The organism is Azoarcus sp. KH32C (assembly GCF_000349945.1).
Taxonomy (GTDB): domain Bacteria; phylum Pseudomonadota; class Gammaproteobacteria; order Burkholderiales; family Rhodocyclaceae; genus Aromatoleum.
Genome location: NC_020516.1, coordinates 3,200,507 through 3,223,896 on the forward strand (window position 1 = coordinate 3,200,507; position 23,390 = coordinate 3,223,896).

Annotated in this window: 24 protein-coding genes and 1 tRNA gene; 6 read left to right on the top strand and 19 right to left on the bottom strand. The window is 62.0% G+C overall.

The features are described 5' to 3' along the window. Window positions 1-45 precede the first annotated feature (45 nt). The 6 genes from AZKH_RS14045 to rpoE are packed head-to-tail and all read right to left on the bottom strand — an operon-like array spanning window position 46 to window position 4,325. Window positions 46-312, bottom strand: coding sequence for a glutaredoxin family protein (locus AZKH_RS14045; RefSeq protein WP_015436446.1), 267 nt, complete (start codon window positions 310-312; stop codon window positions 46-48). Then, the gene (locus AZKH_RS14050) at window positions 309-1,727 is read right to left on the bottom strand and encodes a Do family serine endopeptidase (protein WP_015436447.1); all 1,419 of its coding nucleotides are present in this window, start codon (window positions 1,725-1,727) and stop codon (window positions 309-311) included. Before AZKH_RS14050 ends, AZKH_RS14045 begins: the two co-directional genes overlap by 4 nt. Further along, a complete protein-coding gene (locus tag AZKH_RS14055; RefSeq protein WP_051071684.1) occupies window positions 1,727-2,200 on the bottom strand; it encodes a SoxR reducing system RseC family protein in 474 nt (157 codons plus the stop codon). The genes AZKH_RS14050 and AZKH_RS14055 overlap by 1 nt, the downstream gene beginning before the upstream one ends. Continuing rightward, window positions 2,197-3,168, bottom strand: a complete 972-nt coding sequence (locus AZKH_RS14060; RefSeq protein WP_015436449.1) for a MucB/RseB C-terminal domain-containing protein — start codon at window positions 3,166-3,168, stop codon at window positions 2,197-2,199. The genes AZKH_RS14055 and AZKH_RS14060 overlap by 4 nt, the downstream gene beginning before the upstream one ends. Then, entirely contained in the window at window positions 3,165-3,716 is a 552-nt protein-coding gene (locus tag AZKH_RS14065) for a sigma-E factor negative regulatory protein (RefSeq protein ID WP_015436450.1), read from the bottom strand. The genes AZKH_RS14060 and AZKH_RS14065 overlap by 4 nt, the downstream gene beginning before the upstream one ends. A 9-nt stretch (window positions 3,717-3,725) precedes the next feature. Continuing rightward, window positions 3,726-4,325 carry an RNA polymerase sigma factor RpoE gene (gene rpoE / locus AZKH_RS14070; RefSeq protein WP_015436451.1) on the bottom strand — a complete coding sequence of 200 codons (600 nt, stop codon included), beginning with the start codon at window positions 4,323-4,325 and terminating at the stop codon, window positions 3,726-3,728. A gap of 220 nt (window positions 4,326-4,545) precedes the next feature. Here rpoE and nadB point away from each other — a divergent pair, with 220 nt between their 5' ends. After that, window positions 4,546-6,129, top strand: coding sequence for an L-aspartate oxidase (gene nadB / locus AZKH_RS14075; RefSeq protein WP_041657347.1), 1,584 nt, complete (start codon window positions 4,546-4,548; stop codon window positions 6,127-6,129). A gap of 38 nt (window positions 6,130-6,167) precedes the next feature. Here the strand turns inward: nadB and AZKH_RS14080 are convergent, their stop codons facing one another. The 9 genes from AZKH_RS14080 to AZKH_RS14120 form a co-directional block, all read right to left on the bottom strand. Continuing rightward, window positions 6,168-6,650 (bottom strand): protein YgfX, encoded by a 483-nt coding sequence (locus AZKH_RS14080; protein ID WP_156822111.1) that lies wholly within the window; start codon window positions 6,648-6,650, stop codon window positions 6,168-6,170. Window positions 6,651-6,673: 23 nt separating this feature from the next. Next, window positions 6,674-7,912, bottom strand: coding sequence for a beta-ketoacyl-ACP synthase II (gene fabF / locus AZKH_RS14085; protein ID WP_015436454.1), 1,239 nt, complete (start codon window positions 7,910-7,912; stop codon window positions 6,674-6,676). Window positions 7,913-7,934: 22 nt separating this feature from the next. Then, a complete protein-coding gene (gene acpP / locus AZKH_RS14090) occupies window positions 7,935-8,174 on the bottom strand; it encodes an acyl carrier protein (protein ID WP_015436455.1) in 240 nt (79 codons plus the stop codon). An 89-nt stretch (window positions 8,175-8,263) separates the two neighbouring features. After that, on the bottom strand, window positions 8,264-9,013 hold the full coding sequence (gene fabG / locus AZKH_RS14095) for a 3-oxoacyl-ACP reductase FabG (RefSeq protein WP_015436456.1): 750 nt from the start codon (window positions 9,011-9,013) through the stop codon (window positions 8,264-8,266). Window positions 9,014-9,018: 5 nt separating this feature from the next. After that, window positions 9,019-9,948 (bottom strand): ACP S-malonyltransferase, encoded by a 930-nt coding sequence (gene fabD / locus AZKH_RS14100; RefSeq protein WP_015436457.1) that lies wholly within the window; start codon window positions 9,946-9,948, stop codon window positions 9,019-9,021. A gap of 18 nt (window positions 9,949-9,966) precedes the next feature. Then, on the bottom strand, window positions 9,967-10,932 hold the full coding sequence (locus AZKH_RS14105) for a beta-ketoacyl-ACP synthase III (protein ID WP_015436458.1): 966 nt from the start codon (window positions 10,930-10,932) through the stop codon (window positions 9,967-9,969). Beyond that, window positions 10,929-11,945, bottom strand: coding sequence for a phosphate acyltransferase PlsX (plsX, locus tag AZKH_RS14110; protein WP_015436459.1), 1,017 nt, complete (start codon window positions 11,943-11,945; stop codon window positions 10,929-10,931). The genes AZKH_RS14105 and plsX overlap by 4 nt, the downstream gene beginning before the upstream one ends. A gap of 89 nt (window positions 11,946-12,034) precedes the next feature. After that, window positions 12,035-12,214, bottom strand: a complete 180-nt coding sequence (gene rpmF / locus AZKH_RS14115) for a 50S ribosomal protein L32 (RefSeq protein WP_015436460.1) — start codon at window positions 12,212-12,214, stop codon at window positions 12,035-12,037. Window positions 12,215-12,241: 27 nt separating this feature from the next. Further along, entirely contained in the window at window positions 12,242-12,745 is a 504-nt protein-coding gene (locus tag AZKH_RS14120) for a DUF177 domain-containing protein (protein WP_015436461.1), read from the bottom strand. Between the two features lie 125 nt (window positions 12,746-12,870). On the opposite strand from AZKH_RS14120, the gene AZKH_RS14125 reads away from it, so the two are divergent. Continuing rightward, window positions 12,871-13,446 carry a Maf family nucleotide pyrophosphatase gene (locus tag AZKH_RS14125; protein ID WP_041656200.1) on the top strand — a complete coding sequence of 192 codons (576 nt, stop codon included), beginning with the start codon at window positions 12,871-12,873 and terminating at the stop codon, window positions 13,444-13,446. Then, window positions 13,443-14,162 carry an SAM-dependent methyltransferase gene (locus AZKH_RS14130; protein ID WP_015436463.1) on the top strand — a complete coding sequence of 240 codons (720 nt, stop codon included), beginning with the start codon at window positions 13,443-13,445 and terminating at the stop codon, window positions 14,160-14,162. Before AZKH_RS14125 ends, AZKH_RS14130 begins: the two co-directional genes overlap by 4 nt. Before the next feature lie 109 nt (window positions 14,163-14,271). On the opposite strand, the gene AZKH_RS14135 is transcribed toward AZKH_RS14130, so the two are convergent. Beyond that, window positions 14,272-14,928 (bottom strand): HAD-IA family hydrolase, encoded by a 657-nt coding sequence (locus tag AZKH_RS14135; RefSeq protein ID WP_015436464.1) that lies wholly within the window; start codon window positions 14,926-14,928, stop codon window positions 14,272-14,274. Continuing rightward, window positions 14,921-15,880, bottom strand: a complete 960-nt coding sequence (locus tag AZKH_RS14140) for an RluA family pseudouridine synthase (protein WP_015436465.1) — start codon at window positions 15,878-15,880, stop codon at window positions 14,921-14,923. The genes AZKH_RS14135 and AZKH_RS14140 overlap by 8 nt, the downstream gene beginning before the upstream one ends. A 372-nt stretch (window positions 15,881-16,252) precedes the next feature. Here AZKH_RS14140 and AZKH_RS14145 point away from each other — a divergent pair, with 372 nt between their 5' ends. Continuing rightward, window positions 16,253-19,237 carry an Rne/Rng family ribonuclease gene (locus tag AZKH_RS14145; protein ID WP_015436466.1) on the top strand — a complete coding sequence of 995 codons (2,985 nt, stop codon included), beginning with the start codon at window positions 16,253-16,255 and terminating at the stop codon, window positions 19,235-19,237. A 60-nt stretch (window positions 19,238-19,297) separates the two neighbouring features. On the opposite strand, the gene AZKH_RS14150 is transcribed toward AZKH_RS14145, so the two are convergent. Next, complete coding sequence (locus tag AZKH_RS14150; protein WP_041657349.1) at window positions 19,298-19,795, bottom strand: low molecular weight protein-tyrosine-phosphatase; 498 nt, start codon at window positions 19,793-19,795, stop codon at window positions 19,298-19,300. An 11-nt stretch (window positions 19,796-19,806) separates the two neighbouring features. Beyond that, entirely contained in the window at window positions 19,807-21,867 is a 2,061-nt protein-coding gene (uvrB, locus tag AZKH_RS14155; RefSeq protein WP_015436468.1) for an excinuclease ABC subunit UvrB, read from the bottom strand. 162 nt (window positions 21,868-22,029) lie between these two features. On the opposite strand from uvrB, the gene AZKH_RS14160 reads away from it, so the two are divergent. Together AZKH_RS14160 and AZKH_RS14165 are read left to right on the top strand one after the other, a co-directional pair. Further along, window positions 22,030-23,238: an amino acid aminotransferase gene (locus AZKH_RS14160; RefSeq protein ID WP_015436469.1), complete on the top strand. Its 1,209-nt coding sequence runs from the start codon at window positions 22,030-22,032 to the stop codon at window positions 23,236-23,238. A gap of 58 nt (window positions 23,239-23,296) precedes the next feature. Continuing rightward, window positions 23,297-23,372, top strand: a tRNA-Asn gene (locus AZKH_RS14165). The last annotated feature ends 18 nt before the right edge of the window (window positions 23,373-23,390 follow it).

Here is a 23,390-nt window from a genome sequence, read left to right on the forward strand (position 1 = left end):
AAAGAAAGGTGCCATACGGCACCTTGAATGGATCGATTGAATCAGCTAAGCGGCGGATTCTAGCGGAAATCCGCGGCAATAGGCACGAATGGCCGCTTCGTCCAGGTGGTAATGACAAAGAACCTTGTCGCCTGCCACCACTACCGGCACCAACTCGTCCCAGCGAGCCTCCAGCTCCGGATCGGCATCGACGTCCAGAGTCCGCACCGACCACCCCAGCTCTGCGGCGAGCGGTTTCAGCTTATCCACTAGATCATGACAAAGATGACACCACTCGCGGCTCATCACCGTGAATTCGCGAACGACAGTCATTCGCCCGCCCGCAAACTAACATAGCTTGCCCCTTCGCTACGCTGCACCAGCAAGGTCACAGTCTGGCCATCCTTCAGATCGGACACCTGCCGGTTGTACGTTTCGAGCGTCTTCAGCGGAATCTGCCGCCCACCGACCACCATCGCAAGGATCAGATCGCCGACCTGGAGATCGGCACGCGCCGCCGCGCCCTGGACTCGCTCGACCAACAGACCATGATCGGCGTTACGCTCGCGACGTTGGGTCGCATTCGGGACAGCCAGGGCAAGTCCGAGCTTGTTCGGGGCCGGCGAAGCCCGCTCGGCACGTCGCGCGCGCCGCGCCGCATCATCCTGCCACTCGCCGACGACAACCTGCATCTCACGCAAGGAGCCTCCACGATAAAGGCTCAGCATTGCCGATGCACCGGGACGGCTCGCGGACACGATTCTCGGCAAGTCACTGGAATTCTCGACCGCCTTGCCGCCGAAACGGACGATCACATCGCCCTGCTCGATACCGGCCTTCGCTGCCGGTCCATTCTGCTCGACCGCACTGACCAGCGCGCCCTCCGGGCGCGGCAGGCTGAAGCTGTCAGCAAGCGAACGTGTCACTTCCTGAATCGCGATACCGATCCTGCCCCGCTGAACCCGGCCGGAAGCCCGCAACTGCGCCTGCACATCCATGGCAAGATCGATCGGAATCGCAAACGACAGCCCCATGAAGCCGCCCGTCTGACTGAATATCTGGGAATTGATCCCGACCACCTCGCCCTTCAGATTGAAAAGCGGACCGCCGGAATTTCCGGGATTGATGGCTACATCAGTCTGGATGAACGAGACGAAATTTTCATCGGGAAGGCTACGCCCCTTTGCACTGACGATGCCCGCCGTGACGGAATGGTCGAAGCCGAAAGGCGACCCGATCGCGACAACCCATTCGCCGACCTGCAACTTGGCGGGATCGCCGATAGTCAGTCGCGGCAGGTCGCTCGCTTCGATCTTGATCAAGGCGACGTCACTCCGCGCGTCGGCGCCGATAACGCGCGCCCTGAACTCGCGCTTATCCACCAAGCGCACAAGAATCTCGTCCGCATCCTCGACGACATGGGCGTTCGTCAGAATATAGCCGTCCCCGCTGACAATGAAGCCGGAGCCAAGGGAGCGATTGTCAGGGTCGGATCGAGGATGACCGGGCTTCTTGGGGATAAACCGACGAAAGAAGTCGAACATCGGATCGTCATGATCCAATCCCGGAAACGTTTGCGCCCCCGACTTCCCGGACTGTGCCGCACTGATATTCACCACCGCCGCCCCGTGCCGCTGCACGAGCTGAGTAAAATCGGGTAGTACCGCGGCACCACCCGCGCCGTGCGCGACGGGCACCAGAGCCAACAGCGAGACCAAGAACACTCGCCGAACCCAACCAAAAACCATCATCCGAACCTGCTCCGCTGCTCTTCTGCGCATTCACTCGCCGTCGTCATCTCGACACCGAGCCCCCCCCACACATCCGGCCGCTGCATCAGCCAGCGACTCAGCCCGAATGCCGACACCAATCCGGTCATCGCCCCAATCAGTGCGCTGAGATCTTCACTCCCCGCGGGGGAGAACAAGGTTCCAAGGGCCGCACCGACAAGTAGAAACACCACCGCAACGCCATATCCCAACAGGGCGCCGCGCAAGGGCGCGCGCGCATCCACCCGGAGATTGACCGTTTCTCCGACCTTGGCTCCCACTCCATTGCGCATCCGAAACAGATCAGTTCTCGCTTTAAAAGGATAGACCAGTCCCGACGATCGACATCCCCCTGGTTCATCGCAGCGACCGCAGCCACCCGTTCGATTGCGCACCCTCACCCAAGCATCGTCTCCGTCGACACATTCGACCACGGCGGCGATCTGAATCATCGCGCTACGGGTTCCATCGCGTCGGCGAGCCGCTGGACGGTTCGCAAGGGAACCTCGCCGAGAGCGGTGACTAGATGAGGACCGACCATCCGCTTGTAAATGTTGATAGCGCCGCTCGACAACTGGCCCGCCGCCAATCGTCCACTCGCCTGGTTGGCGGGCTCGATAAAAACCGAGATCGCTGCAAGACCGTCGCTATAGACGAGATGCAGGGCGTCGCCATGATCACGCCCCAGGGGCCTGCGCACTATCGACATCAACGAGAAGCCGGCGATCGGTGCCTGCACGCCCCACCCGCTGTCCTCGCGACGAATCTCGACACCATTCGCATGGACAACCTTCCAGTCCCCGTCGCGCGCGAGACGGGGCCGCACGGCCTCCATCGCGATGTCGCCGCCGATCTTCACGTCGCTGAATGCGAACTGTTCGATAATCTCGCCACGATCGTCCAGCGTACGCGACTTCAGTAGAAGCCCTGACTGCATTTCGGCCCACAACTGGTAGCCGAATCGATATTCGTCCTTCGGCTCCAGGATGATCTGCTGCGCCTCCATTCCCGCAATTCGCCCGACCTCCCCTTTCCGGATCCGGTAATTCTCGGCAATCCCCGCGAAGGACGACGGCAGCCGCGCAGGGAAAGCCCGCCGCCCCCCCGCTCGGTCGATAATCACTGTCCGCTGGTCAGGCAATATGCAGCGAACCTCGCTGCTGCTCCTGACCACCTCCCGCGGACTTCCGTCGAGCACCTCGAGGCGTTCATGCTCACCGGCCGCATCCATCATATGGACCACGCGCGAAGTCTCGAAGCTCTTGCCGGATTGGTAGATAAAAGTGCCCGAGTAATTGAGGCGCTGGCCGGCGGCGGCCATGCGCCCGAGCCAGGAGAGCGCATCTCCCGGGGTCTGCGCCATCGCCTGCGGTTCAACAAGCGTGAAGCAGAACCCCAGCACGACGAGAAGCCACTTCATCGGGCGCCGTCCTGACTGACTTCGGATATCGACCTGACGTGTTGGATAGCTCCGGAGATCGGCCCGCCTCCGGTCATCGATTGATGAGCAAAAACGTATTCTTGATGCGGATCGATCGCGGAAGACGTGACCGAGACAGGACGCACACCTGACACCTGGGATTCGACCAGCTGCAGTCGCGGCGAAACCTCAGCTACGTGACTCACGCCGGTAGGCTCGGCATACAGTGCATGAGCCACCCAGCCAACCGCCGCAACGCCCATCACCGAAGCCGCCAAGGGCATCAGCGAACGCCAGACCCCGGATGTGCCGGATTCCGCGCGTTTCATGACAGGCGCCAGCAATGTCGGCGCCGTATCGATTTCCGCCATCACCCGATCAACGAAGTCATGCGCCACGCATTCGTCGCCGCGCAGCGCATCGCCTATCAGACAATACGTCTCCCACTCGTTGCGCAGAATCGGCTCGCACCGGACCTCCTCGAGAACTGTACGTACGCACTGATCATCCAGTTCGCCGTCAAGAAATGCCGACAGTTTGTCCTTCATGAATACCACCTACCAACGTTTGTCAGGAGCCGTGTCCAGCAGCGGCCTCAGCTTTTCAGCAATTGCTTCGCGTGCCCGAAAGATCCGCGAACGCACCGTCCCGATCGGACAATCCATGATGCTAGCAATCTCCTCGTAGCTCAGGCCTTCGAGCTCCCTGAGCATGATCGCGGTCCGCAACTCCTCCGGCAACGCCTCCATCGCCTTGTTCACCGTATCGGCTATCTGCTGCGTCATCAGCAATCGTTCGGGCGTGTTGATATCCCGCAACTGATCGCCTTCCTCGAAGGTTTCAGCCTCCTCAGAGTCGAAACCGGTGGACGTCGGGGCACGCCGGCCCTGTGACACCAGATAGTTTTTTGCCGTGTTGATTCCGATCCGATAAAGCCAAGTGTAAAAAGCGCTATCTCCCCGAAACGACCCCAAGGCCCGATAGGCCTTGATGAACGTCTCTTGGGCCACATCCTCCACTTCGGCGGAATCGCGGATCAGCCGCGAAAGCAGTCTGTGCAGCTTCCGCTGGTACTTCGCAACCAGCAAGCCAAACGCCTGCTTGTCGCCGCGCTGTACGCGTTCGACAAGTTGCTGATCTATCTCGCGATCGCTCATGAGCGGGCCGTTTCCCTACGTTGGGCAAAATCCGCGCCAGTATAGCGACCCCCTATGAGTACGGCAAAGCCGGAGTTATCCAACAGACACGGACCGTTTCAAATAGTTCATACGTTGGTGTGGTCTTGCACTCGGTGCGCCACACGACCGTTCGCGATCTGCGGAAGACGCGCCCAGACGTGCTATATTGCCGCGCGCCCGTCCTTTGGTTTTCGCGATCTTGTCAAAACAATACGACGTACTCATCATCGGCAGCGGCACCGCTGGCCAGTCACTCGCCCTCAGACTTGCGGATCATCTGCGAATCGGGATTGTCACCAAACGCTCGCTGGCCGACAGTGCCAGCGCGTGGGCGCAAGGCGGCATTGCGGCCGTGCTCGACAACACGGACAGCATCGCCGCTCACATTCAAGACACCTTCACGGCCGGGGCGGGACTGTGCGACGCCAACGCGACCCGCTTCGTCGTCGAGCATGGCAAACAGGCGATCGAGTGGCTGATCGGAAGAGGAGTGCCTTTCACCCGGGAAGACGAATCCACGATCGGCTACCATCTCACGCGTGAGGGCGGTCATTCGCATCGCCGGATCATCCACGCCGCTGACGCGACGGGAGCCGCCGTCCAGGAAACGCTGAGCGAACAGGTCTGCTCGCATCCGAACATTGAAATTCTCGAAAATCACATTGCCGTCGATCTGATTCTCGGAAGCAAGATCGGCCTTCCGACTGAAGGCTGCCTTGGCGCATACGTCTTCGACATCGCAAATGATCGGGTCGTCACGATCGGCGCTCGCAGCACGGTGCTCGCGACAGGAGGGGCCGGCAAGGTCTACTTGTACACCACGAACCCGGACGTGGCGACCGGCGACGGGATTGCAATGGCCTGGCGTGCGGGCTGCCGCGTCGCAAACATGGAATTCATCCAGTTCCACCCGACCTGCCTCTACCACCCGCGAGCCAAGTCCTTCCTGATTTCGGAAGCCGTGCGAGGCGAAGGCGGTCTGCTGAAGCTGCCCGACGGAACGCGTTTCATGCCCGACCACGACGAACGCGCCGAGTTGGCGCCGCGCGACGTGGTGGCACGGGCAATCGACTTCGAAATGAAGAAACATGGCCTCGACTGCGTGTTTCTCGATATCAGCCACAAGCCCGCCGATTGGCTGCGCAGCCATTTTCCGAATATTCACGCACGATGCCTCGAACTCGGTATCGACATCACCCGTGAAGGCATCCCTGTCGTTCCGGCGGCTCACTATACCTGCGGCGGCATCGTCACCGACCTGGCGGCACGAACCGACGTCGGCGACCTGTACTCTGTCGGCGAGTCGGCGTGCACGGGCCTCCACGGAGCGAACCGGTTGGCGAGCAATTCGCTGCTGGAGTGTCTGGTGTTCGGCGAAGCCGCGGCCCGCGACATTCTCGCCCGCCCGCGCCAATCGCTGCCGTCGCTGCCTGGCTGGGATGAAAGCCGGGTGACGGATGCTGACGAAGAGGTGGTGATCTCGCACAACTGGGCCGAACTGCGCCGCTTCATGTGGGACTATGTCGGTATCGTTCGTACGACCAAGCGACTACAGCGCGCGCAGCACCGCATTCGCCTCCTCGCCCGCGAGATTGACGAGTTCTATTCGAACTTCCGTGTCAGCAACGACCTGATCGAACTACGCAATCTCGTCGTGACTGCGGACCTGATCGTGCGCTGCGCATTGCGCCGCAAGGAAAGCCGCGGCCTTCATTTTTCACGCGACTTTCCCGACACGCTCCCCAATCCCAAGGATACGGTCTTGCGGCCGGGTAAGGACTGATCAGCACAGCCCGCGGCGAAGGCCCCGGGCATTCTGGCTCAGCCTCTTTCCTCTCCCTCTTCCACGACATCCGTCTTCGCATTAAGCGCGGGTTTCGCCACGTGCCGGAACCAGATTCGAAGCTCGCGCCACGCATCACCATCCACGCCATCCGGCACGAGCATCATGGCTCCCCGGAGGGTCCGCCGGCGCGCACCATCATGGCGACTCCCTTCCCAGTGCAGCCACAATCCCCAGCCAAAATCGGTACTCGTTGCCCGCGGCAGGACATGAAGTTCTCCGTCAGGAATCATTAGATTCAGGCTGCCATCGGGCTGCAGAGTCAGAGCCATGCCCTGCTTGCGGCGTTCAGCCGCCATCACGGACCACTGCGACAACGCTGCGATCACGACAACGACAACCACTGCAAACGGAGGGAACGAGGACCGCAGAAATGCAAACGCCGCGATCATGTGAATCGCGGCGCTCAGTCCGACCGACAGCCTGGAAGGCTTCAGCCGGATTTCGTACGGGAAGCGCACGGGACGGCGCTCCCGACCCATCATCAAACGCGTCGGAATGCCAACGTGCCGTTCGTGCCGCCGAATCCGAACGAGTTCGACAGCGCTGCGCGGATTTCCATCGGCCGTGCCTTATTGGCGACGTAATCCAGATCGCACTGCTCGTCCTGCTCGAAGATGTTGATCGTCGGAGGAGCGATCTGGTTGTGAAGCGCGAGCGTCGTGAAAACGGCCTCGATCCCGCCGGCGGCGCCGAGCAGGTGGCCAGTCATCGACTTCGTCGAATTCACTGCGATCGACTTCGCACGATCACCAAAACAACGCTTGACCGCCGTCGTTTCGGCAAGGTCGCCCAACGGCGTCGACGTGCCGTGCGCGTTGATGTAATCAATTTCGTCGAGGGACATACCGGCATCGCGCATCGCATTTGTCATGCAACGTGCCGCGCCGCTACCGTCCTCGCATGGAGCGGTCATGTGGTAAGCATCGGCACTCATGCCGTAACCGACGACCTCCGCGTAGATCTTTGCGCCGCGGGCCTTGGCATGCTCGTACTCTTCGAGGACCAGAACGCCGGCGCCTTCGCCAAGCACGAAACCGTCGCGCCCCTTGTCCCAGGGACGGCTGGCAGTCGCGGGATCTTCGTTGCGGGTCGACAATGCGCGCGCCGAGGCGAAACCACCGATCGCAAGCGGAGTGACCGTAGATTCGGCGCCTCCGGCGACCATCACGTCCACGTCGCCATACTGAATCAACCGTGCTGCCTCGCCGATGCAATGAGTGGCAGTGGTACACGCGGTGACCATCGCCAGGCACGGCCCCTTGAGACCGAACATGATCGACAGGTGACCGGCGATCATATTGATGATCGTACCGGGGATGAAGAAGGGCGATATCTTCCTGGCCCCGCCCTTCACGTAATCGTCGTGAGTCGACTCGATCATCGGCAGACCGCCGATGCCCGAACCGATATTCACGCCGATTCGTTCGGCGTTGCCTTCGTTAACCTCGATTCCAGCATCCTTGAACGCCTGGATGCCTGCCGCCAGGCCGTAATGGATGAACACATCCATCCGGCGGGCGTCCTTGGGGGAGAGATAGGCACCGACATCGAAGCCTTTCACCTCGCCGGCGATCTTGACCGGGAAATTGGAGGCATCGAAGCGGGTGATCTCACCGATACCGGAGCGGCCGTTGACAATATTGTCCCAAGCCTCCGGAACGGTATTCCCGACCGGGGAGATAATGCCCAGACCGGTAATGACGACTCTACGACGGGTCAATGTACGCTCCGGTGATCAGGTATTACTTCTTCAGATGGGCGTTGACGTAGTCAATCGCCTGCTGAACCGTGGTGATTTTCTCGGCTTCTTCGTCCGGAATTTCGCACTCGAATTCTTCTTCGAGCGCCATGACCAGTTCCACGGTATCCAGCGAATCCGCGCCCAGATCGTCGACGAACGAGGACTCGGTCTTGATTTCCGACTCGTTAACACCAAGTTGCTCGGCGACAATCTTCTTGACGCGCTGTTCGATGTTATCCATGAACTAACTCCTTCCCTGAAATGATCCAGATATAAAAAAAGCCGGCGTATTCTACCAAAAAGGATGGCAACCGCTATCGCAGCCGGCGATTACGACATGTACATGCCACCGTTCACATGCAAAGTGGTCCCCGTGACGTAGGCAGCGGCAGGCGACGCAAGGAATGCCACCGCACCCGCAACCTCTTCCGGGCGCCCCAGTCGGCCAAGCGCGATATTGCCGAGCAAGGCGTCCCGGGCGGACTCAGGCAGTGCCCGGGTCATGTCGGTATCGATGAATCCGGGCGCGACGCAATTGACGGTGATATTGCGGCTCCCGAGTTCGCGCGCAAGCGCGCGGCTCATGCCGGCGACACCCGCCTTGGCTGCCGCATAGTTGGCCTGCCCAGGGTTCCCGGCACTGCCGACGACCGAGGTCACGTTAATGATGCGTCCGCCCCGCGCCTTCATCATGCCGCGCATGACGAGACGGGACATGCGGAAAACGGCCTTGAGATTCGTATCAAGCACCGAATCCCACTCTTCGTCCTTCATGCGCATCGCGAGGTTGTCGCGAGTGATGCCGGCATTATTGACGAGGATGCCGACAGCACCGAAACGCTTTTCGACTTCCGCCACGAGCGCTTCGCAGGCTGCAGCATCGGTCACGTTCAGCGCCAGACCGCCGCCCTTGATACCCGCTTCTTGCAAGCCTTTCTCAATATCCGCTGCACCGCCTTCGGACGTTGCCGTGCCGACGACCGTCGCCCCGAGCTTGCCGAGTTCCAGCGCAATGGCGCGCCCGATACCCCGCGACGCGCCCGTAACCAGCGCAACCTGCCCTTCCAGCGAAAAACTCATCCTGCTTACCTCACCGCCGCAATCGACTGTTCCAGACTGGCAGCATCGTGAATCGAGCCACCCTGTACTTCACCGGCAATGCGCTTGGTCATACCCGCAAGCACTTTACCCGGGCCACATTCGAGAATGTGGCTCATGCCACGCCGGGCGAGTTCCTGCACGAGCTCGATCCAGCGAACCGGCGAAAAAGCCTGTCGGACCAAGGCGTCGCGGATCCGGTCGGGATCATCGTATGCTGCGACATCGACATTATTGATAACAGCGATTTCCGGACGGCGAATCTCGACTGCCGCCAGACGCTCTGCAAGACGCTCGGCGGCCGGCCGCATGAGCGCACAGTGGAACGGCGCGCTCACCGGCAGCATCACCGCACGCTTGGCACCACGCGCCTTCGCAGCTTCGATCGCGCGCTCGACGGCAGCCCGGGCACCGGCAATCACGATTTGGCCCGGAGCATTGAGGTTGGCCGCTTCGACCACCTGGCCTTGAGCGGCCTCGGCACATGCCTCGCGCACCGCATCGACTTCGAGCCCGAGCAGCGCAGCCATGCCGCCTTCACCCTCGGGCACCGCCTCCTGCATTGCCTGAGCGCGGAAGCGCACCAGCGGCACCGCGTCGGCAAAGCTCAGTGCACCGGCAGCAACCAGTGCCGAATATTCGCCGAGGCTATGACCGGCAACGACCGCAGGCGCCGGACCGCCCGCGGCTAGCCATGCGCGATAGGCCGCGACACCGGCCGTCAGCATCAGCGGTTGCGTATTGACCGTCAGCGCCAGCCGCTCGGCCGGCCCTTCACTGACCATCTGCCAGAGATCCTCGCCCAAGGCCTCCGAAGCCTCGGCGAAGGTGTCACGAATCTCGGCGCGATCGCCGTAGGCGCCCATCATCCCGACAGACTGAGACCCCTGCCCGGGGAAAACCAGTGCAAATGCCATTTAATAGACCTGCCTGTTTCAGAATTGGAGCAAGACGGCGCCCCACGTGAAGCCGCCGCCCACACCTTCGACAACCAACCGCTGCCCCGGACGAATACGCCCGTCCCGCACAGCAAGATCGAGCGCGAGGGGGATTGACGCGGCGGACGTATTGCCATGGCGATCAACGGTCGTGATCACCTTCTCCATCGGCACACCAATGCGCTTCGCCGTTGCCTGAATGATTCGTACGTTTGCTTGATGGGGGATCAGCCAATCGACAGCATCCGCACCCAAGCCGGCCTGCCCGAGAACTTCGAGCGCCACATCGCCCAGAACCTTCACGGCGAACTTGAACACCGCTTGTCCATCCATGCGTAGGAAAGGATCCCCGACCACCTGCCCCGCGGCAACATTTCCGGGTACGCACAGGATCGGATGATGACTGCCATCCGCATGCAACGCACCAGCCAGGACACCCGGGGTATCAGAGGCCTCGAGCACCACTGCGCCTGCTCCGTCCCCGAAAAGAACGCAGGTACCGCGATCCGACCAGTCGAGAATACGGGAAAACACTTCCGCACCGACGACGAGCGCACGCTTGTGGCTGCCGGAACGAATGAATTTTTCCGCGATGGTGAGTCCGTACACGAAGCCCGAACATACGGCTTGAACGTCGAAGGCCGCTGCGCCGTTGCGAATCCCGAGCTTCGACTGCAGCAATGCCGCCGTGCTGGGGAAAATGCAGTCGGGCGTGGAGGTCGCAACGATGATCAGATCGATGTCATCGGGAGCGAGACCCGCCGCCTCGATCGCGCGTACGCTCGCCTCGCGAGCCAGATCACTCGACGCCATCTCCGGCGGAGCAAGGTAGCGCGTGCGAATCCCGGTGCGGTCGACAATCCACTGGTCTGACGTTTCGATTCCGCGAGCCACCAGATCGTCGTTGGTCACCGGCTCGCCGGGCAGAAAACTGCCGGTACCGGCAATGCGTGCGTAAATCATGCTGCAGCCACTCCCGTCGACGCCATGCGATCGGAAATGCGCTCGATCAGACGGTTCGATGCCGCCTCGGCAGCGCGGCAGATCGCCTGCTCGAATGCAAAGGCGTCGGCCGATCCATGGCTCTTTACCACTACCCCGCGCAACCCGAGCAGCGCCGCGCCGTTATAGCGGCGATGGTCGACGCGCTGCTTGAAGCGCTTGAGTGCGGGCATCGCAATCACAGCCATCATCTTGGTCAGAAGGCTGCGGCCGAATTCCTCACGCAGGAACGCCGAAAGCATCTGGGCCAGCCCTTCGGACGTCTTGAGCGCGACGTTGCCGACAAAGCCGTCGCATACCACGACATCGGTCGTTCCCTTGTAGATGTCGTCACCCTCGACGTTTCCATAGAAGTTGAGCCCACTGACCTTCAGCAGCTCACCTGCGCGCTTGACAACTTCATTCCCCTTGATCGCTTCCTCGCCGATATTGAGCAGGCCGACCAAGGGGCGCTCGACGTGCTCGACCGCCGATACCAGCATCGCCCCCATGATCCCGAACTGGAGGAGATGCTCGGGCGTACAGTCCACATTCGCGCCGAGGTCGAGGACATACACCTGCCCCTTGCGCGTCGGCAACACGCTGGCGATCGCCGGTCTGTCGATCCCTTCGAGAGTCTTCAGAACGAAGCGGGAGATGGCCATGAGAGCACCGGTATTACCGGCCGACACGGCAGCATGCGCCCGCCCCTCCTTGACCAGGTCGACCGCGACCCGCATCGAGGAGTCCTTCTTGGACCGCATGGCGATCGCGGGCGGGTCGTCCATCTCCACGACCTCGGATGCCGCCTGCACGGACAGCCGATCGCCGAAAGCATCGCCGATGGCGCGCAGCGCCTGATCGAGCGCCTCGGGGCGCCCGACCAGGATCACTTTGCCATCCGGGTGATTCTTGAGAAAAGCCTGCGCAGCAGGCACCGTCACGGACGGGCCATGATCGCCACCCATGCAATCTATCGCAACGGTGACACCCATCGGGCTCTCGCGTAGCTCAAAAGAAAGGAAACGGGGATGAAAAAACGGCGCAGACGCACCACGCGCCGCGCCGTCTTCGGAAGGGGAGATTACTCGCCCTTGGTCTTGACGACCTTCTTGCCGCGATACACGCCGCTCGGGCTGATGTGGTGGCGCAGATGGACTTCACCGGTCGTCGGCTCGACGGCCAGCGGCGGGTTCGTCAGGAAGTCGTGCGCACGATGCATGCCGCGCTTGGACGGGGATTTTTTGTTCTGCTGAACGGCCATGAAACACTCCTAAAACAAATATCGCGCCTAGCTCGCGCCGCCCTTCTTGCGAAGGCCTGCCAGCGCCGAAAAAGGCGATTCCTTTATGCTCCCGCCCTCACGGCGCGGCGCATCACAACTTTCGTGTCGCGGAGCGATCGGCACCGCAAGCACAATCTCATCTTCAACCAGTGCCAGAACATCCATATCCGGCACAGCCTCGATCGCATCGTAGGCATCCTCTTCGAGCTCATCATCCGGAATTTCCTGCCCCGGGCGAACCAGCTCGAACAGCACTTCCAGCCTAAGCGGCCACTCCATTGCCCCCAGACAACGCTGACACTGCAGCATCAAGTTTCCGGAAACCGAGAGTCTCAGACGCGACTTGCGATCAGCACTTACCTCGCCATCGAGACGATACACCAGCTCCCCCGCGCGCTCGACCAACAGATCGGCCAAGCGAGGAAGATCCGCAAGTACAACTTTGCCGGCGAGGCTGCGCCCCTCGGCTGCGAACTTGAAGGAATCCGGAATAACGCTTCGTTGCGGCATAAGAGGCGCATGATATTATTTTCGGCTTACCCTGTCAAAACCAGTCACGCGCTTGCATTCAAGGGCTTGCGATCAGAGCGCTCAAAACGACTGGTGACCGCATCTTATAAGCTCGAATGCCGCACATGAAACTCGTTCTCGCCTCGACCTCCACGTACCGACGCATGCTCCTCGAACGACTGGTGATCCCGTTCGACATGGCGAAGCCGGACGTCGATGAAACCCCGTTACAGGGAGAGACGCCGCCGGCGACTGCAAATCGACTTGCGATCGAAAAGGCAAAGGCCGTGGCACGACATCACACCGATGCCCTAGTGATCGGAAGCGACCAAGTCGCCCATCTTGGCGACGAGATTTTCGGCAAGCCAGGCACCGTGGAACGAGCGGTCGCTCAATTGCGCAGAATGCGCGGCGAAACGGTCATTTTCCATACGGCGCTCGCCGTGGTGAATGGCCGCACGGGGCACGTGCAATGCGAAAGCGTGGCGACCCATGTGCGCTTCCGCAACTTGTCGGACGCCGAAATCGTCCGCTACGTGGAGAAGGAGCGCCCGCTCGACTGCGCCGGAAGCGCCAAATCCGAAGGTTTGGGAATCACGCTACTCGAATCGCTGTCGGGCGACGATCCGACCGCACTGATCGGCCTGCCGCTGATCGCACTCTCCAGAATGCTGCGCGCCGAGGGCCTTGAGCTGCCATGAAGACGGCCTGCGGCACGCTTTACCTCCTCCCGGTCAGTCTAGGGGATACCGCCTGGTCACGGTTCCTGCCCCTTGAAGTCCAGCAGACCGCAGCGCGCATCCGAACCTTCGTTGTCGAAAACGCGAAGACCGCGCGAGCCGAACTGAAGCGACTCGAACATCCCGCCCCCCTCCGGGACCTGCAAATCACCGAACTGCCGGAGCAGGATAACGCGGCGACATTGGACAGCCTGCTCACGCCAGCCCTTGGCGGTCAGGACATCGGCCTGATGTCCGAGGCGGGCTGCCCGGCCGTTGCGGACCCGGGAGCACGGCTTGTCGCCAGGGCCCACGCCCTCGGGATCCCGGTACGGCCAATGGTCGGGCCGTCGTCGATCCTGCTTGCCTTGATGGCGTCCGGACTGAACGGCCAAAGCTTCGCATTCAACGGCTACCTTCCGGTTGCCGATGCCGAACGCGATACTCGTGTGCGGAAGTTCGAGGAGGAGTCGCGGCGACTCAAGCGCACTCAGATCTTCATCGAGACCCCCTACCGCAACGATCGGCTCTACGATGCGCTGCTGTCGGTTTGTCAGCCGTCGACGCGGCTATGCATCGCGCGCGACCTGACCACAGACGACGAGTGGATACGCAGCTGCACGATCGGCGAGTGGCGAAAGGGTGCGCGCCCCGATCTCCACAAACGCCCAAGCCTTTTTCTGCTTCTGTCCGCGTAAGGACCGGATCCCTGCCGACGCGAAGCGCACGACGCGCAACGGTCCCGACGGTATCCAAAGCCATCAGCGATCCAAGGTTCGACGTTGGGCGATCCGGCCTACACCGGACTCAGGAATGCGTACGCAACCATTCCGCCAAGGCGGACGGCGTATCGATCATGGCAACCGACCTTTCGCTCTCGAGCACCACTCGCGGATGCGCGCCGAAAGTGACGGCCAAACCGTCCACGCCCGCATTGGCAGCCATCTGCATATCGTGAGTCGTATCGCCCACCATCAACGTGCGCTGCCGCCCAACGCCCAACTCATCCATGATCTGCTCCAGCATCTCCGGGTGCGGCTTCGAAAAACACTCGTCCGCGCAGCGCGTACTGTGAAAGAACTGCTCGAGGCCGCAGTGCGCCATCGCGCGATTCAGACCGAGCCGGCTCTTGCCGGTCGCGACAGCAAGCATTCGCCCTAAGGAGGCGAGCTCCCGGACCATCTCGTACGCACCGGGAAACAAGGTGAGCTGATGGTCCTGCGCGAGATAATGATACCGATAGCGCTCCACCATCCGGGGGTAATCGCTTTCGGGAAGATCGGGCACCGCATGGCGGAGCGCATCTGCGAGCCCCAGGCCGATAACGTGACGGGCGAGGGATTCAGGCGGCTCTTCCAGATCGAGATCGCGGGCCGCGGCAATGATGGCTTGGACGATCGCAGCCGCCGAATCCATCAGCGTGCCATCCCAGTCGAAGACAATGAGGTCGTAACGGTCAGCCATTTTTTTGCGCGTCGCGTGCGTCCAGATAGTCGATGAATGACTGCAACTCATCGGGCAGCGCCGACTGCAGCGCGATCGATTCGCCCGTCAACGGATGAATGAAGGAGAGCCGCGCTGCGTGCAGGAACATTCGTTTGAGCCCTTCTTGTTCCAGCGCCTTGTTCAAACCAAAGTCGCCGTACTTGTCGTCGCCGCACAGCGGAAACCCCAGATGCGCCAGATGAACACGGATCTGATGCGTGCGCCCCGTTTTCAGTTCCACCTCGAGCAGACTGAAACGTTGCCAGCGCCGCACCAGCCGCACAATGCTGTGTGCTGGCTTGCCCTCGTCGCTGACACGCACGCGCCGCTCCCCTTCGGGCGTCAGATACTTATAGAGAGGCACCTTCACATGCTGCAAGGGATTCGCCCAGCGTCCGGGCACAAGCGTGAGGTAGCGCTTCTCGACGCTACCGTCGCGCATCATGTCGTGCAATGCAGTCAGCGCCGAACGCTTCTTGGCTATGATCAGCAAGCCGGAGGTTTCGCGATCGATCCGATGCGCAAGCTCGAGCATACGAGCCTCCGGGCGCTGGCTCCGAAGCTGTTCGATCACGCCGAAGCTCACGCCGCTACCGCCATGTACAGCCTTCCCTGAAGGCTTGTCGATGACGATCAAGGCGTCGTCTTCGTAAACCACCGGCAGCGGCTTGCCAGCCGGTGCAGCACTGCCCGCAGCGGGAGCGGCAATCCTGACAGGCGGAATGCGAATTTCGTCCCCCTCGACGAGTCGATAAGTGGGACCGACTCGCCCTCCATTCACCCGCACCTCGCCGCTGCGCAGAATGCGATAGACGTGACTCTTCGGCACGCCCTTGCAGATCCGCATGAGGTAGTTGTCTATCCGCTGACCGGCGACCGATTCATCCGCCCGCTCGCGCCGGACTGCATTCGCTTTGCCTTGTGCCATCATCCTGAAATATACTTGCCGTCGGTTGGTCCCGGTCTTCTGTCGTCGTCCCTCGCGCACTGATGCGGAGTACGACTAACGACAATGAGCCCAAAAGAGCTCCCGGGCAGCCAAGTCGTGCTGTCGTTGCCAAAAGGCAAGGATGGTACCGCAATCGACAATCTTCGATCCATTTGATTGAATTTGGACGCGTAACACGCAAGCAGGATCAAGCGTTCCGGCCCTCGGCGGGAGCGCATGAAATTCGACAGCCGACCCATCACAGCCCATTACCGACTGGAACAAAGTAGGCACAACTACCCAATCCTGATTTCGTAAGCGCGATGGTGCGCGCCGATCGTCCTGCCCGTGTGTTTCGCCGGGGGAACGACCTAAATGAAGCGCATGCTTTTCAATGCGACGCAGGCGGAAGAACTGCGCGTCGCGATCGTGGATGGTCAGAAACTGATCGACCTCGATATCGAATCCGCCGCCAAAGAACAACGTAAAAGCAACATCTACAAGGCAGTCATCACCCGCATCGAGCCCAGCCTCGAAGCAGCCTTTGTCGATTACGGCTCAGAGCGCCACGGTTTCCTGCCGTTCAAGGAAATTTCGCGCTCCTACTTTGCTCCCGGCGTGGACGCTGGCAAGGCACGCATCCAGGATGCGCTGCGCGAAGGCCAGGAACTCATCGTCCAGGTGGAAAAGGATGAACGCGGCAACAAGGGCGCCGCGCTGACGACGTATATTTCGCTCGCCGGCCGCTATCTTGTCCTGATGCCGAACAATCCGCGCGGCGGCGGCGTTTCGCGTCGCGTCGAGGGTGACGAGCGCAACGAGCTGCGCGAAGTCATGGACCAGCTCGAAAGCCCCGCCGGCATGAGCCTGATCGCGCGCACGGCGGCGATCGGCCGCAACGCCGAAGAACTGCAGTGGGACCTGAACTACCTGTTGCAACTGTGGCGCGCGATCGAAGGCGCAGCCCAGTCGCAGTCCGGTGCGTTCTTGATCTATCAGGAAGGCAGCCTCGTGATCCGCGCGATCCGCGACTACTTCCAGCCGGACATCGGCGAGATCCTGATCGATACCGACGACATCTACGAGCAGGCGCAGCAGTTCATGGCGCACGTGATGCCGGGCAACGTCAATCGCGTCAAGCGCTACAGCGACGACGTGCCGCTGTTCTCGCGCTTCCAGATCGAGCATCAGATCGAGTCGGCGTATTCGCGTCAGGTCAGCCTGCCGAGCGGCGGCGCGGTCGTGATCGACCATACCGAAGCGCTGGTGTCGATCGACGTCAACTCGGGCCGCTCGACCAAGGGCGCCGATATCGAGGAAACCGCCTTCCGCACCAACCTGGAAGCGGCCGAGGAAATCGCCCGCCAGTTGCGCCTGCGCGACTTGGGCGGCTTGATCGTCATCGACTTCATCGACATGGAGTCGCAAAAGAATCAGCGTGAGGTCGAAAGCCGCTTGCGTGACGCGCTGCGCCACGATCGCGCGCGGGTGCAGACCGGCAAGATCAGCCGTTTCGGTCTTCTCGAGCTGTCGCGTCAGCGCCTGCGCCCTGCCCTTGCGGAGACGAGCTACATCCCGTGTCCGCGCTGCAACGGCACCGGCCACATCCGCAGCACCGAATCGTCTGCTCTCCATATTCTGCGCATTCTCGAAGAAGAAGCGATGAAGGAGAACACGGGCGCCGTGCATGTGCAGGTCCCGGTCGACGTCGCCACCTTCCTGCTGAACGAGAAGCGCGTCGACATCGCGCACATCGAGGTGCGCCACAAGATTCTGCTGATCATCATCCCGAACCGGCACCTCGAGACGCCCCATCACGAAATCGTACGCCTGCGCCACGACCAGTTGAATCAGGAAGAGACCGCACTCGCGAGCTACCAGATGGTCGGCAAGCCTGCCGACGTCGATCTGCGCCTGCCGGCCAAGGGCGACAGCAAACCGGCTCGCCCGGAAGCGGTCGTCAAGGGCATCTCTCCCGCCCAGCCTGCTCCGATTGTCGAGCCGAAGCCGGAACCCGTGGTTGCACCGGCTCCGCAGCCTGGGGTCGTGCAGCGTCTGCTCGGCTGGATCTTCGGCAGCAAGCCGGCTGCCGCCCCGGCTCCCGTGGAAGTCGAACCGAAGCGGGAGGCCCGTCCGCGCCCCGAGCGCAGCGATCGTCGCGGCAATGGCCGGAACCGTCGTGATGGGCAACGTGGCGAACGCGGCACCGAGCGCGAAGAAGCGGCGCAAACCCAGCCGCAGCGCAGCGGCCGTCCGGAGCGCCAGGAACGTCCGGAACGTGCCGAGCAGCGCCCCGAACGGACCGAGCGCGCCGACACCGGCGAACGCGAAAAAGCCGCTCGCCAGGAGCGCGGCGAAGGTGCAGGCCGCAATCGCCAGGGGCGCCAGCGCAATCAGCCGAAGGCTACCGAAGGCATGGAGGCCGCCCAGGAACTCGCTGCTGTCGACGCCGCCACGGCAGCCCTAGCCGCGTCGCAGGAAGCTCCTGCCGACACGGCAGCCACGGGCGAGGAAGGCACGCCGGAAAAACGCCGCCGCCGCAGCCGCGGTCGCCGCGACCGTCGCGGAGCGGAAGATCAGGCAGTTGCCGGCGTAGCAACCGACGAAGTGTCCGCCGCCGCAGAGCCGGCGAGCGAGGAGCCGGCCGTGGCCGTCAGCACCGAAGCCCCGGAAGTTGCCGCGATCGAACAGATTGCGAGCCTGGAACCATCCGTGGCGCCGGCACCCGTCGAAGAGCCCGCCCCGCTGCCGGTCGTCGCAAGCCCCGCGGAAGTCGTGGCGGCCGCGATGGAAGAGGCCCCCCTGCCCGTTCCGGCCACGACAGCCGAGGTGGTGACCGCCGAAACACAAGTGCAAGAACACGCGGTGGTCGAGATGGCACAGCCCGAAGCTCTCCCCATGACGCAAACGCTGGCGGAGACTCCGGAGACCGCAGCGCAGGAAGCTTCTGAGCCGGCAGGACAGCCGGCCGAAGTCCCCGTTCTGGTCGCAGCAGCCGCCGAAGCGGAACCGGTTGACCTTGCTCAGGCGGTAGAAACGGAGGCGCCTGTAACCGAGGTTGAGGTTGAGGTTATGGCCATCGCCGAACCGGCCATCCAGCCGCAGACTTCCTCGAGCACGGGTAATGCCGGAGCCACTGCTGTTGCACCCGGCCCCGCAAAGACCCCGTCCGCCCCGATCGACCTTGGCGTCGCTCTGGCCGATAGCGGGCTTGTGCTGATCGAGACCGACCGGCAGAAGGCTCAGACTTTCTCCAGCGGAGCCCCGGAAGCGCAGCCGCTCGGCCGCCGCCCGCGTCCCACGGTTGCGATCGTGAGCGAGCCGTTGGAGCAGGTCGAAACCCGCGGCAAGTCAAACTGACGCGGAAAGCATGACGAATCTGCGCAAGGCTCCGAAAGCGGGGTCTTGCGCGGACGTCGTTCAAGCCCCCTGCCCGATGCCCCCCCTCGCCGACCGGGCAATCAGCTCCTGAATCAACCCTTCCACTGCGTCCTCGCAGTAGTCGAGCACGGCCTCGAATCCCTTCTCCCCCCCATAGTACGGATCTGGCACCTCATCCAGCCTGTAGTTCCGGGCATAGCGCATGAACAGAGCGAGCTTCTCGCGACAGGCGTCCGGGCAAGTGCGCCGCATGTATTCGAGATGAGTGGCGTCCATCGCCAGCAGCAGATCGAACTCGTGGAAGTCCTTGGCTTCGAGCCGGCGCGCGCGTAGCGCGCCCAAGTCGTAGCCGCGCCGCAACGCCACCTTTCGGGTGCGTGGATCGGGAGCCTCGCCGACATGGAAGTCATGCGTGCCGGCCGAATCCACTTCGATCAGATCGGACAGTCCAGCGGCCTGGATCGCATGACGGGCGACTGCTTCAGCCGTCGGCGAGCGGCAGATATTCCCGGTACACACAAACAGAATTCGCGTCATCGTCATCTCGCTCAGCTGCCGCTTCCATGTTGGTCGGCCCCGAATGCCTGCTGACGGAGCCGAAAGAGTTGATCACGTACCGCCGCTGCCTTTTCAAACTCGAGATTGCGGGCGTGCTCCTGCATTTCCTTCTCCAGTTTCTTGATACGCTTCGCAAGCGTCTTCTCGTCGAATGCGAAATACTCCGCCGGCGCGTCGGCAACATGCAAAGCACTGCGCTCTTCGTCGCTCCCATAGACACCGTCGATGATGTCCTTGATCCGCTTGCTGACCGTCTTGGGGACGATTCCGTTCGCCTCGTTGAACGCGACCTGCTTGGCCCGCCGCCGGTCGGTTTCGTCGATGGCCGCACGCATCGACCGGGTGATCACGTCGGCGTAGAGGATCGCCTTTCCATGAATGTGGCGAGCCGCGCGGCCGATCGTCTGGATCAGGGAGCGTTCGGATCTGAGGAAACCTTCCTTGTCCGCATCGAGGATCGCGACGAGGGACACTTCGGGAATATCCAGACCTTCCCGCAGCAGGTTGATGCCCACGAGGACGTCGAATTCGCCAAGCCGCAGGTCGCGGATGATTTCGACGCGCTCCACGGTATCGATGTCCGAATGCAGGTAACGCACACGGATGCCGTTTTCCCCCAGATAGTCCGTAAGATCTTCGGCCATGCGCTTGGTCAGCGTCGTCACAAGGACGCGCTCGCCGACATCGATTCGTCGCTTCGCTTCGGACAACAGATCGTCGACCTGCGTCGTTGCTGGACGGACCTCAATGGCGGGGTCGATGAGCCCGGTGGGCCGGACCACCTGCTCGACCACCTGCCCTTGGTGCGTCGCCTCGTAATCGGCGGGGGTGGCCGAGACGAAAATCGTCTGCGGCATCAGGCGCTCGAACTCTTCGAATCGTAACGGACGATTGTCGAGCGCCGACGGCAGGCGGAAGCCGTACTGAACCAGGTTGTCCTTGCGCGATCGATCCCCCTTGTACATTCCGCCGACCTGCGGGATCGACACATGGGACTCGTCGACGAAGAACAGCGCATCGGACGGCAGATAGTCGATGAGCGTCGGCGGCGGTTCCCCGGGGCCACGGCCCGACAGATGACGCGAATAATTTTCGATGCCCTTGCAAAACCCCATCTCGTTCAACATCTCGAGGTCGAAGCGAGTTCGCTGTTCGATGCGCTGTGCCTCGACGAGCTTGCCCGAGCGGTAGAAGTAATCGACGCGCTCGCGCAACTCCTCCTTGATCGCCTCGATGGCCTGCAGCACCGTGGCGCGCGGCGTCACGTAGTGGCTCGACGGATAGACGGTGAAGCGCACGAGCTTCTGCTTCAGATGCCCGGTCAGCGGATCGAAGAGCGTCAAATGCTCGATCTCGTCGTCGAACATCTCGATGCGAACCGCAAGTTCCGCGTTTTCGGCAGGGAACACATCGATCACGTCGCCCCGGACGCGGAACGTTCCGCGCCGGAAATCGATGTCCGAGCGCGTGTACTGCATCGCCACCAGGCGCTGAACGAGGTCGCGATGAGCCATGCGCTCGCCTTCGCGCAGATGCAGGATCATCGCGTGATAGTCGACCGGATCGCCGATACCGTAGATGCACGACACAGTCGCAACGATCACGACGTCGCGCCGCTCCATCAGGCTCTTCGTCGCAGACAGCCGCATCTGTTCGATATGCTCGTTGATGCTCGAATCCTTCTCGATGAAGAGGTCGCGCGACGGGACGTAGGCTTCCGGCTGGTAGTAATCGTAGTACGACACGAAATACTCGACGGCATTTTCCGGAAAGAATTCGCGGAACTCGGCGTAGAGCTGTGCCGCAAGCGTCTTGTTCGGCGCCAGCACGAGCGCCGGGCGGCCGGAGCGCGCGATGACGTTGGCCATCGTGTAGGTCTTGCCCGAGCCGGTCACGCCCAGAAGCGTCTGGTACATCAGGCCATCCGTGATCCCTTCCGTCAGCAGAGCAATTGCGGACGGCTGGTCTCCCGCGGGCGGAAACGGCTGATGAAGTCGGAACGGACTCCCCTCGAAGGTGATGACCGGAGTGCTGTCGCTCGGATGCGTCATGTTAGAATTTCAGGTCGTTTGAGGCCCTTCCTCTGCTTGCTGCACTGGGCCGACTGATCATTATTTCGCAATTCGCGACCCAAAGCACGGCACCAAGGCACATCGCCCTGTACCGGCTGAGGATCGCGGACGTACTTCCCGCCCACCCCTGGAGTTGTTGATATGCCCGCTTCGATCTTCGCCGCCGTCGAGATGGCGCCCCGTGACCCGATTCTCGGCCTGAACGAGGCCTTTAACGCCGATTCGCGTGCCGAGAAAGTGAACCTCGGCGTCGGCGTCTACTACGACGACAACGGCAAGATCCCGCTGCTGAGCGCGGTCAAGACTGCCGAAAAGGCCCGCCTCGAAGCTATGCCGCCGCGTGGCTATCAGCCGATCGAAGGCCCGGCCGCGTACAACAACGCGGTGCAGAACCTGCTCTTCGGCAAGGATTCGGCGCTCATCGCCAACGGCCAAGTCGTCACCGTCCAGGCCCTCGGCGGCACTGGCGCACTGAAGGTCGGCGCGGACTACCTCAAGCGGCTGCTGCCCGGCGCAACCGTCTATATCTCCGACCCGAGCTGGGAGAATCACCGCGCCCTGTTCGAATCGGCCGGCTTCCCCGTCGAGAACTATCCCTACTATGACGCGGCGACCCGCGGCGTGAACTTCGCCGGCATGAAGGCCAAGCTCGATCAACTCGCCCCAGGCTCGGTCGTTGTGCTGCACGCTTGCTGCCACAACCCGACGGGTGCCGACCTGAGCGAAAGCCAGTGGGGCGAAGTCGTCGAAGCCTGCCGCGAGCGCGCACTCGTCCCGTTCCTGGACATGGCCTACCAGGGCTTCGCCGACGGCATTGAACCGGACGCCATTGCCGTTCGCCTGTTCTCGGCCAGCGGCCTGCAGTTCTTCGTGTCTAGCTCCTTCTCGAAGTCGTTCTCGATGTACGGCGAACGCGTCGGCGCCCTGTCGATCGTCACGGCCGGCAAAGACGAATCGGCCCGCGTGCTGTCGCAGGTCAAGCGCGTCATCCGCACCAACTACTCCAACCCGCCGATCCACGGCGGTGCCGTTGTCGCTGCTGTGCTGAACTCGGCTGAACTGCGCCAGATGTGGGAAGACGAACTCGCGAGCATGCGTGATCGCATCCGCGCGATGCGCGTCGGTCTCGTCGAGTCGTTGAAGGGTGCCGGCGTGGCCCAAGACTTCTCCTTCGTGATCCAGCAGCGCGGCATGTTCTCCTACACCGGCCTGTCGGCCGCGCAAGTGGAACAGCTCAAGAACGAGTTCGGCATCTACGCGGTGTCCACCGGCCGTATCTGCCTCGCCGCACTGAATTCGCGCAACATCGACTACGTCGCGAAGGCGATCGCTTCGGTCGTGAAGAGCTAAAAAATCTCGATCAATTATTGACGAACCGCCGCGTGGTATCTATACTGCGCGGCTTCTTTCCCCGATAGCTCAGTCGGTAGAGCAACGGACTGTTAATCCGTGTGTCCCTGGTTCGAGCCCAGGTCGGGGAGCCAAATTCGGCTCAGGCGCGT

Excerpts from the sequence above, each read along its gene's own strand:
- AZKH_RS14060 (WP_015436449.1), bottom strand. The coding sequence starts at position 3,168 with ATGAAGTGGCTTCTCGTCGTGCTGGGGTTCTGCTTCACGCTTGTTGAA.
- AZKH_RS14145 (WP_015436466.1), top strand. The coding sequence starts at position 16,253 with ATGAAGCGCATGCTTTTCAATGCGACGCAGGCGGAAGAACTGCGCGTC.
- AZKH_RS14135 (WP_015436464.1), bottom strand. The coding sequence starts at position 14,928 with ATGGCTGACCGTTACGACCTCATTGTCTTCGACTGGGATGGCACGCTG.
- rpmF (WP_015436460.1), bottom strand. The coding sequence starts at position 12,214 with ATGGCCGTTCAGCAGAACAAAAAATCCCCGTCCAAGCGCGGCATGCAT.
- AZKH_RS14065 (WP_015436450.1), bottom strand. The coding sequence starts at position 3,716 with ATGAAGGACAAACTGTCGGCATTTCTTGACGGCGAACTGGATGATCAG.
- plsX (WP_015436459.1), bottom strand. The coding sequence starts at position 11,945 with ATGGGTGTCACCGTTGCGATAGATTGCATGGGTGGCGATCATGGCCCG.
- fabD (WP_015436457.1), bottom strand. The coding sequence starts at position 9,948 with ATGGCATTTGCACTGGTTTTCCCCGGGCAGGGGTCTCAGTCTGTCGGG.
- AZKH_RS14130 (WP_015436463.1), top strand. The coding sequence starts at position 13,443 with ATGAAGACGGCCTGCGGCACGCTTTACCTCCTCCCGGTCAGTCTAGGG.
- AZKH_RS14055 (WP_051071684.1), bottom strand. The coding sequence starts at position 2,200 with ATGATTCAGATCGCCGCCGTGGTCGAATGTGTCGACGGAGACGATGCT.
- AZKH_RS14105 (WP_015436458.1), bottom strand. The coding sequence starts at position 10,932 with ATGATTTACGCACGCATTGCCGGTACCGGCAGTTTTCTGCCCGGCGAG.
- AZKH_RS14050 (WP_015436447.1), bottom strand. The coding sequence starts at position 1,727 with ATGGTTTTTGGTTGGGTTCGGCGAGTGTTCTTGGTCTCGCTGTTGGCT.
- AZKH_RS14045 (WP_015436446.1), bottom strand. The coding sequence starts at position 312 with ATGACTGTCGTTCGCGAATTCACGGTGATGAGCCGCGAGTGGTGTCAT.
- AZKH_RS14140 (WP_015436465.1), bottom strand. The coding sequence starts at position 15,880 with ATGATGGCACAAGGCAAAGCGAATGCAGTCCGGCGCGAGCGGGCGGAT.
- AZKH_RS14125 (WP_041656200.1), top strand. The coding sequence starts at position 12,871 with ATGAAACTCGTTCTCGCCTCGACCTCCACGTACCGACGCATGCTCCTC.
- uvrB (WP_015436468.1), bottom strand. The coding sequence starts at position 21,867 with ATGACGCATCCGAGCGACAGCACTCCGGTCATCACCTTCGAGGGGAGT.
- AZKH_RS14160 (WP_015436469.1), top strand. The coding sequence starts at position 22,030 with ATGCCCGCTTCGATCTTCGCCGCCGTCGAGATGGCGCCCCGTGACCCG.
- AZKH_RS14150 (WP_041657349.1), bottom strand. The coding sequence starts at position 19,795 with ATGACGCGAATTCTGTTTGTGTGTACCGGGAATATCTGCCGCTCGCCG.
- AZKH_RS14120 (WP_015436461.1), bottom strand. The coding sequence starts at position 12,745 with ATGCCGCAACGAAGCGTTATTCCGGATTCCTTCAAGTTCGCAGCCGAG.
- acpP (WP_015436455.1), bottom strand. The coding sequence starts at position 8,174 with ATGGATAACATCGAACAGCGCGTCAAGAAGATTGTCGCCGAGCAACTT.
- rpoE (WP_015436451.1), bottom strand. The coding sequence starts at position 4,325 with ATGAGCGATCGCGAGATAGATCAGCAACTTGTCGAACGCGTACAGCGC.
- fabG (WP_015436456.1), bottom strand. The coding sequence starts at position 9,013 with ATGAGTTTTTCGCTGGAAGGGCAGGTTGCGCTGGTTACGGGCGCGTCG.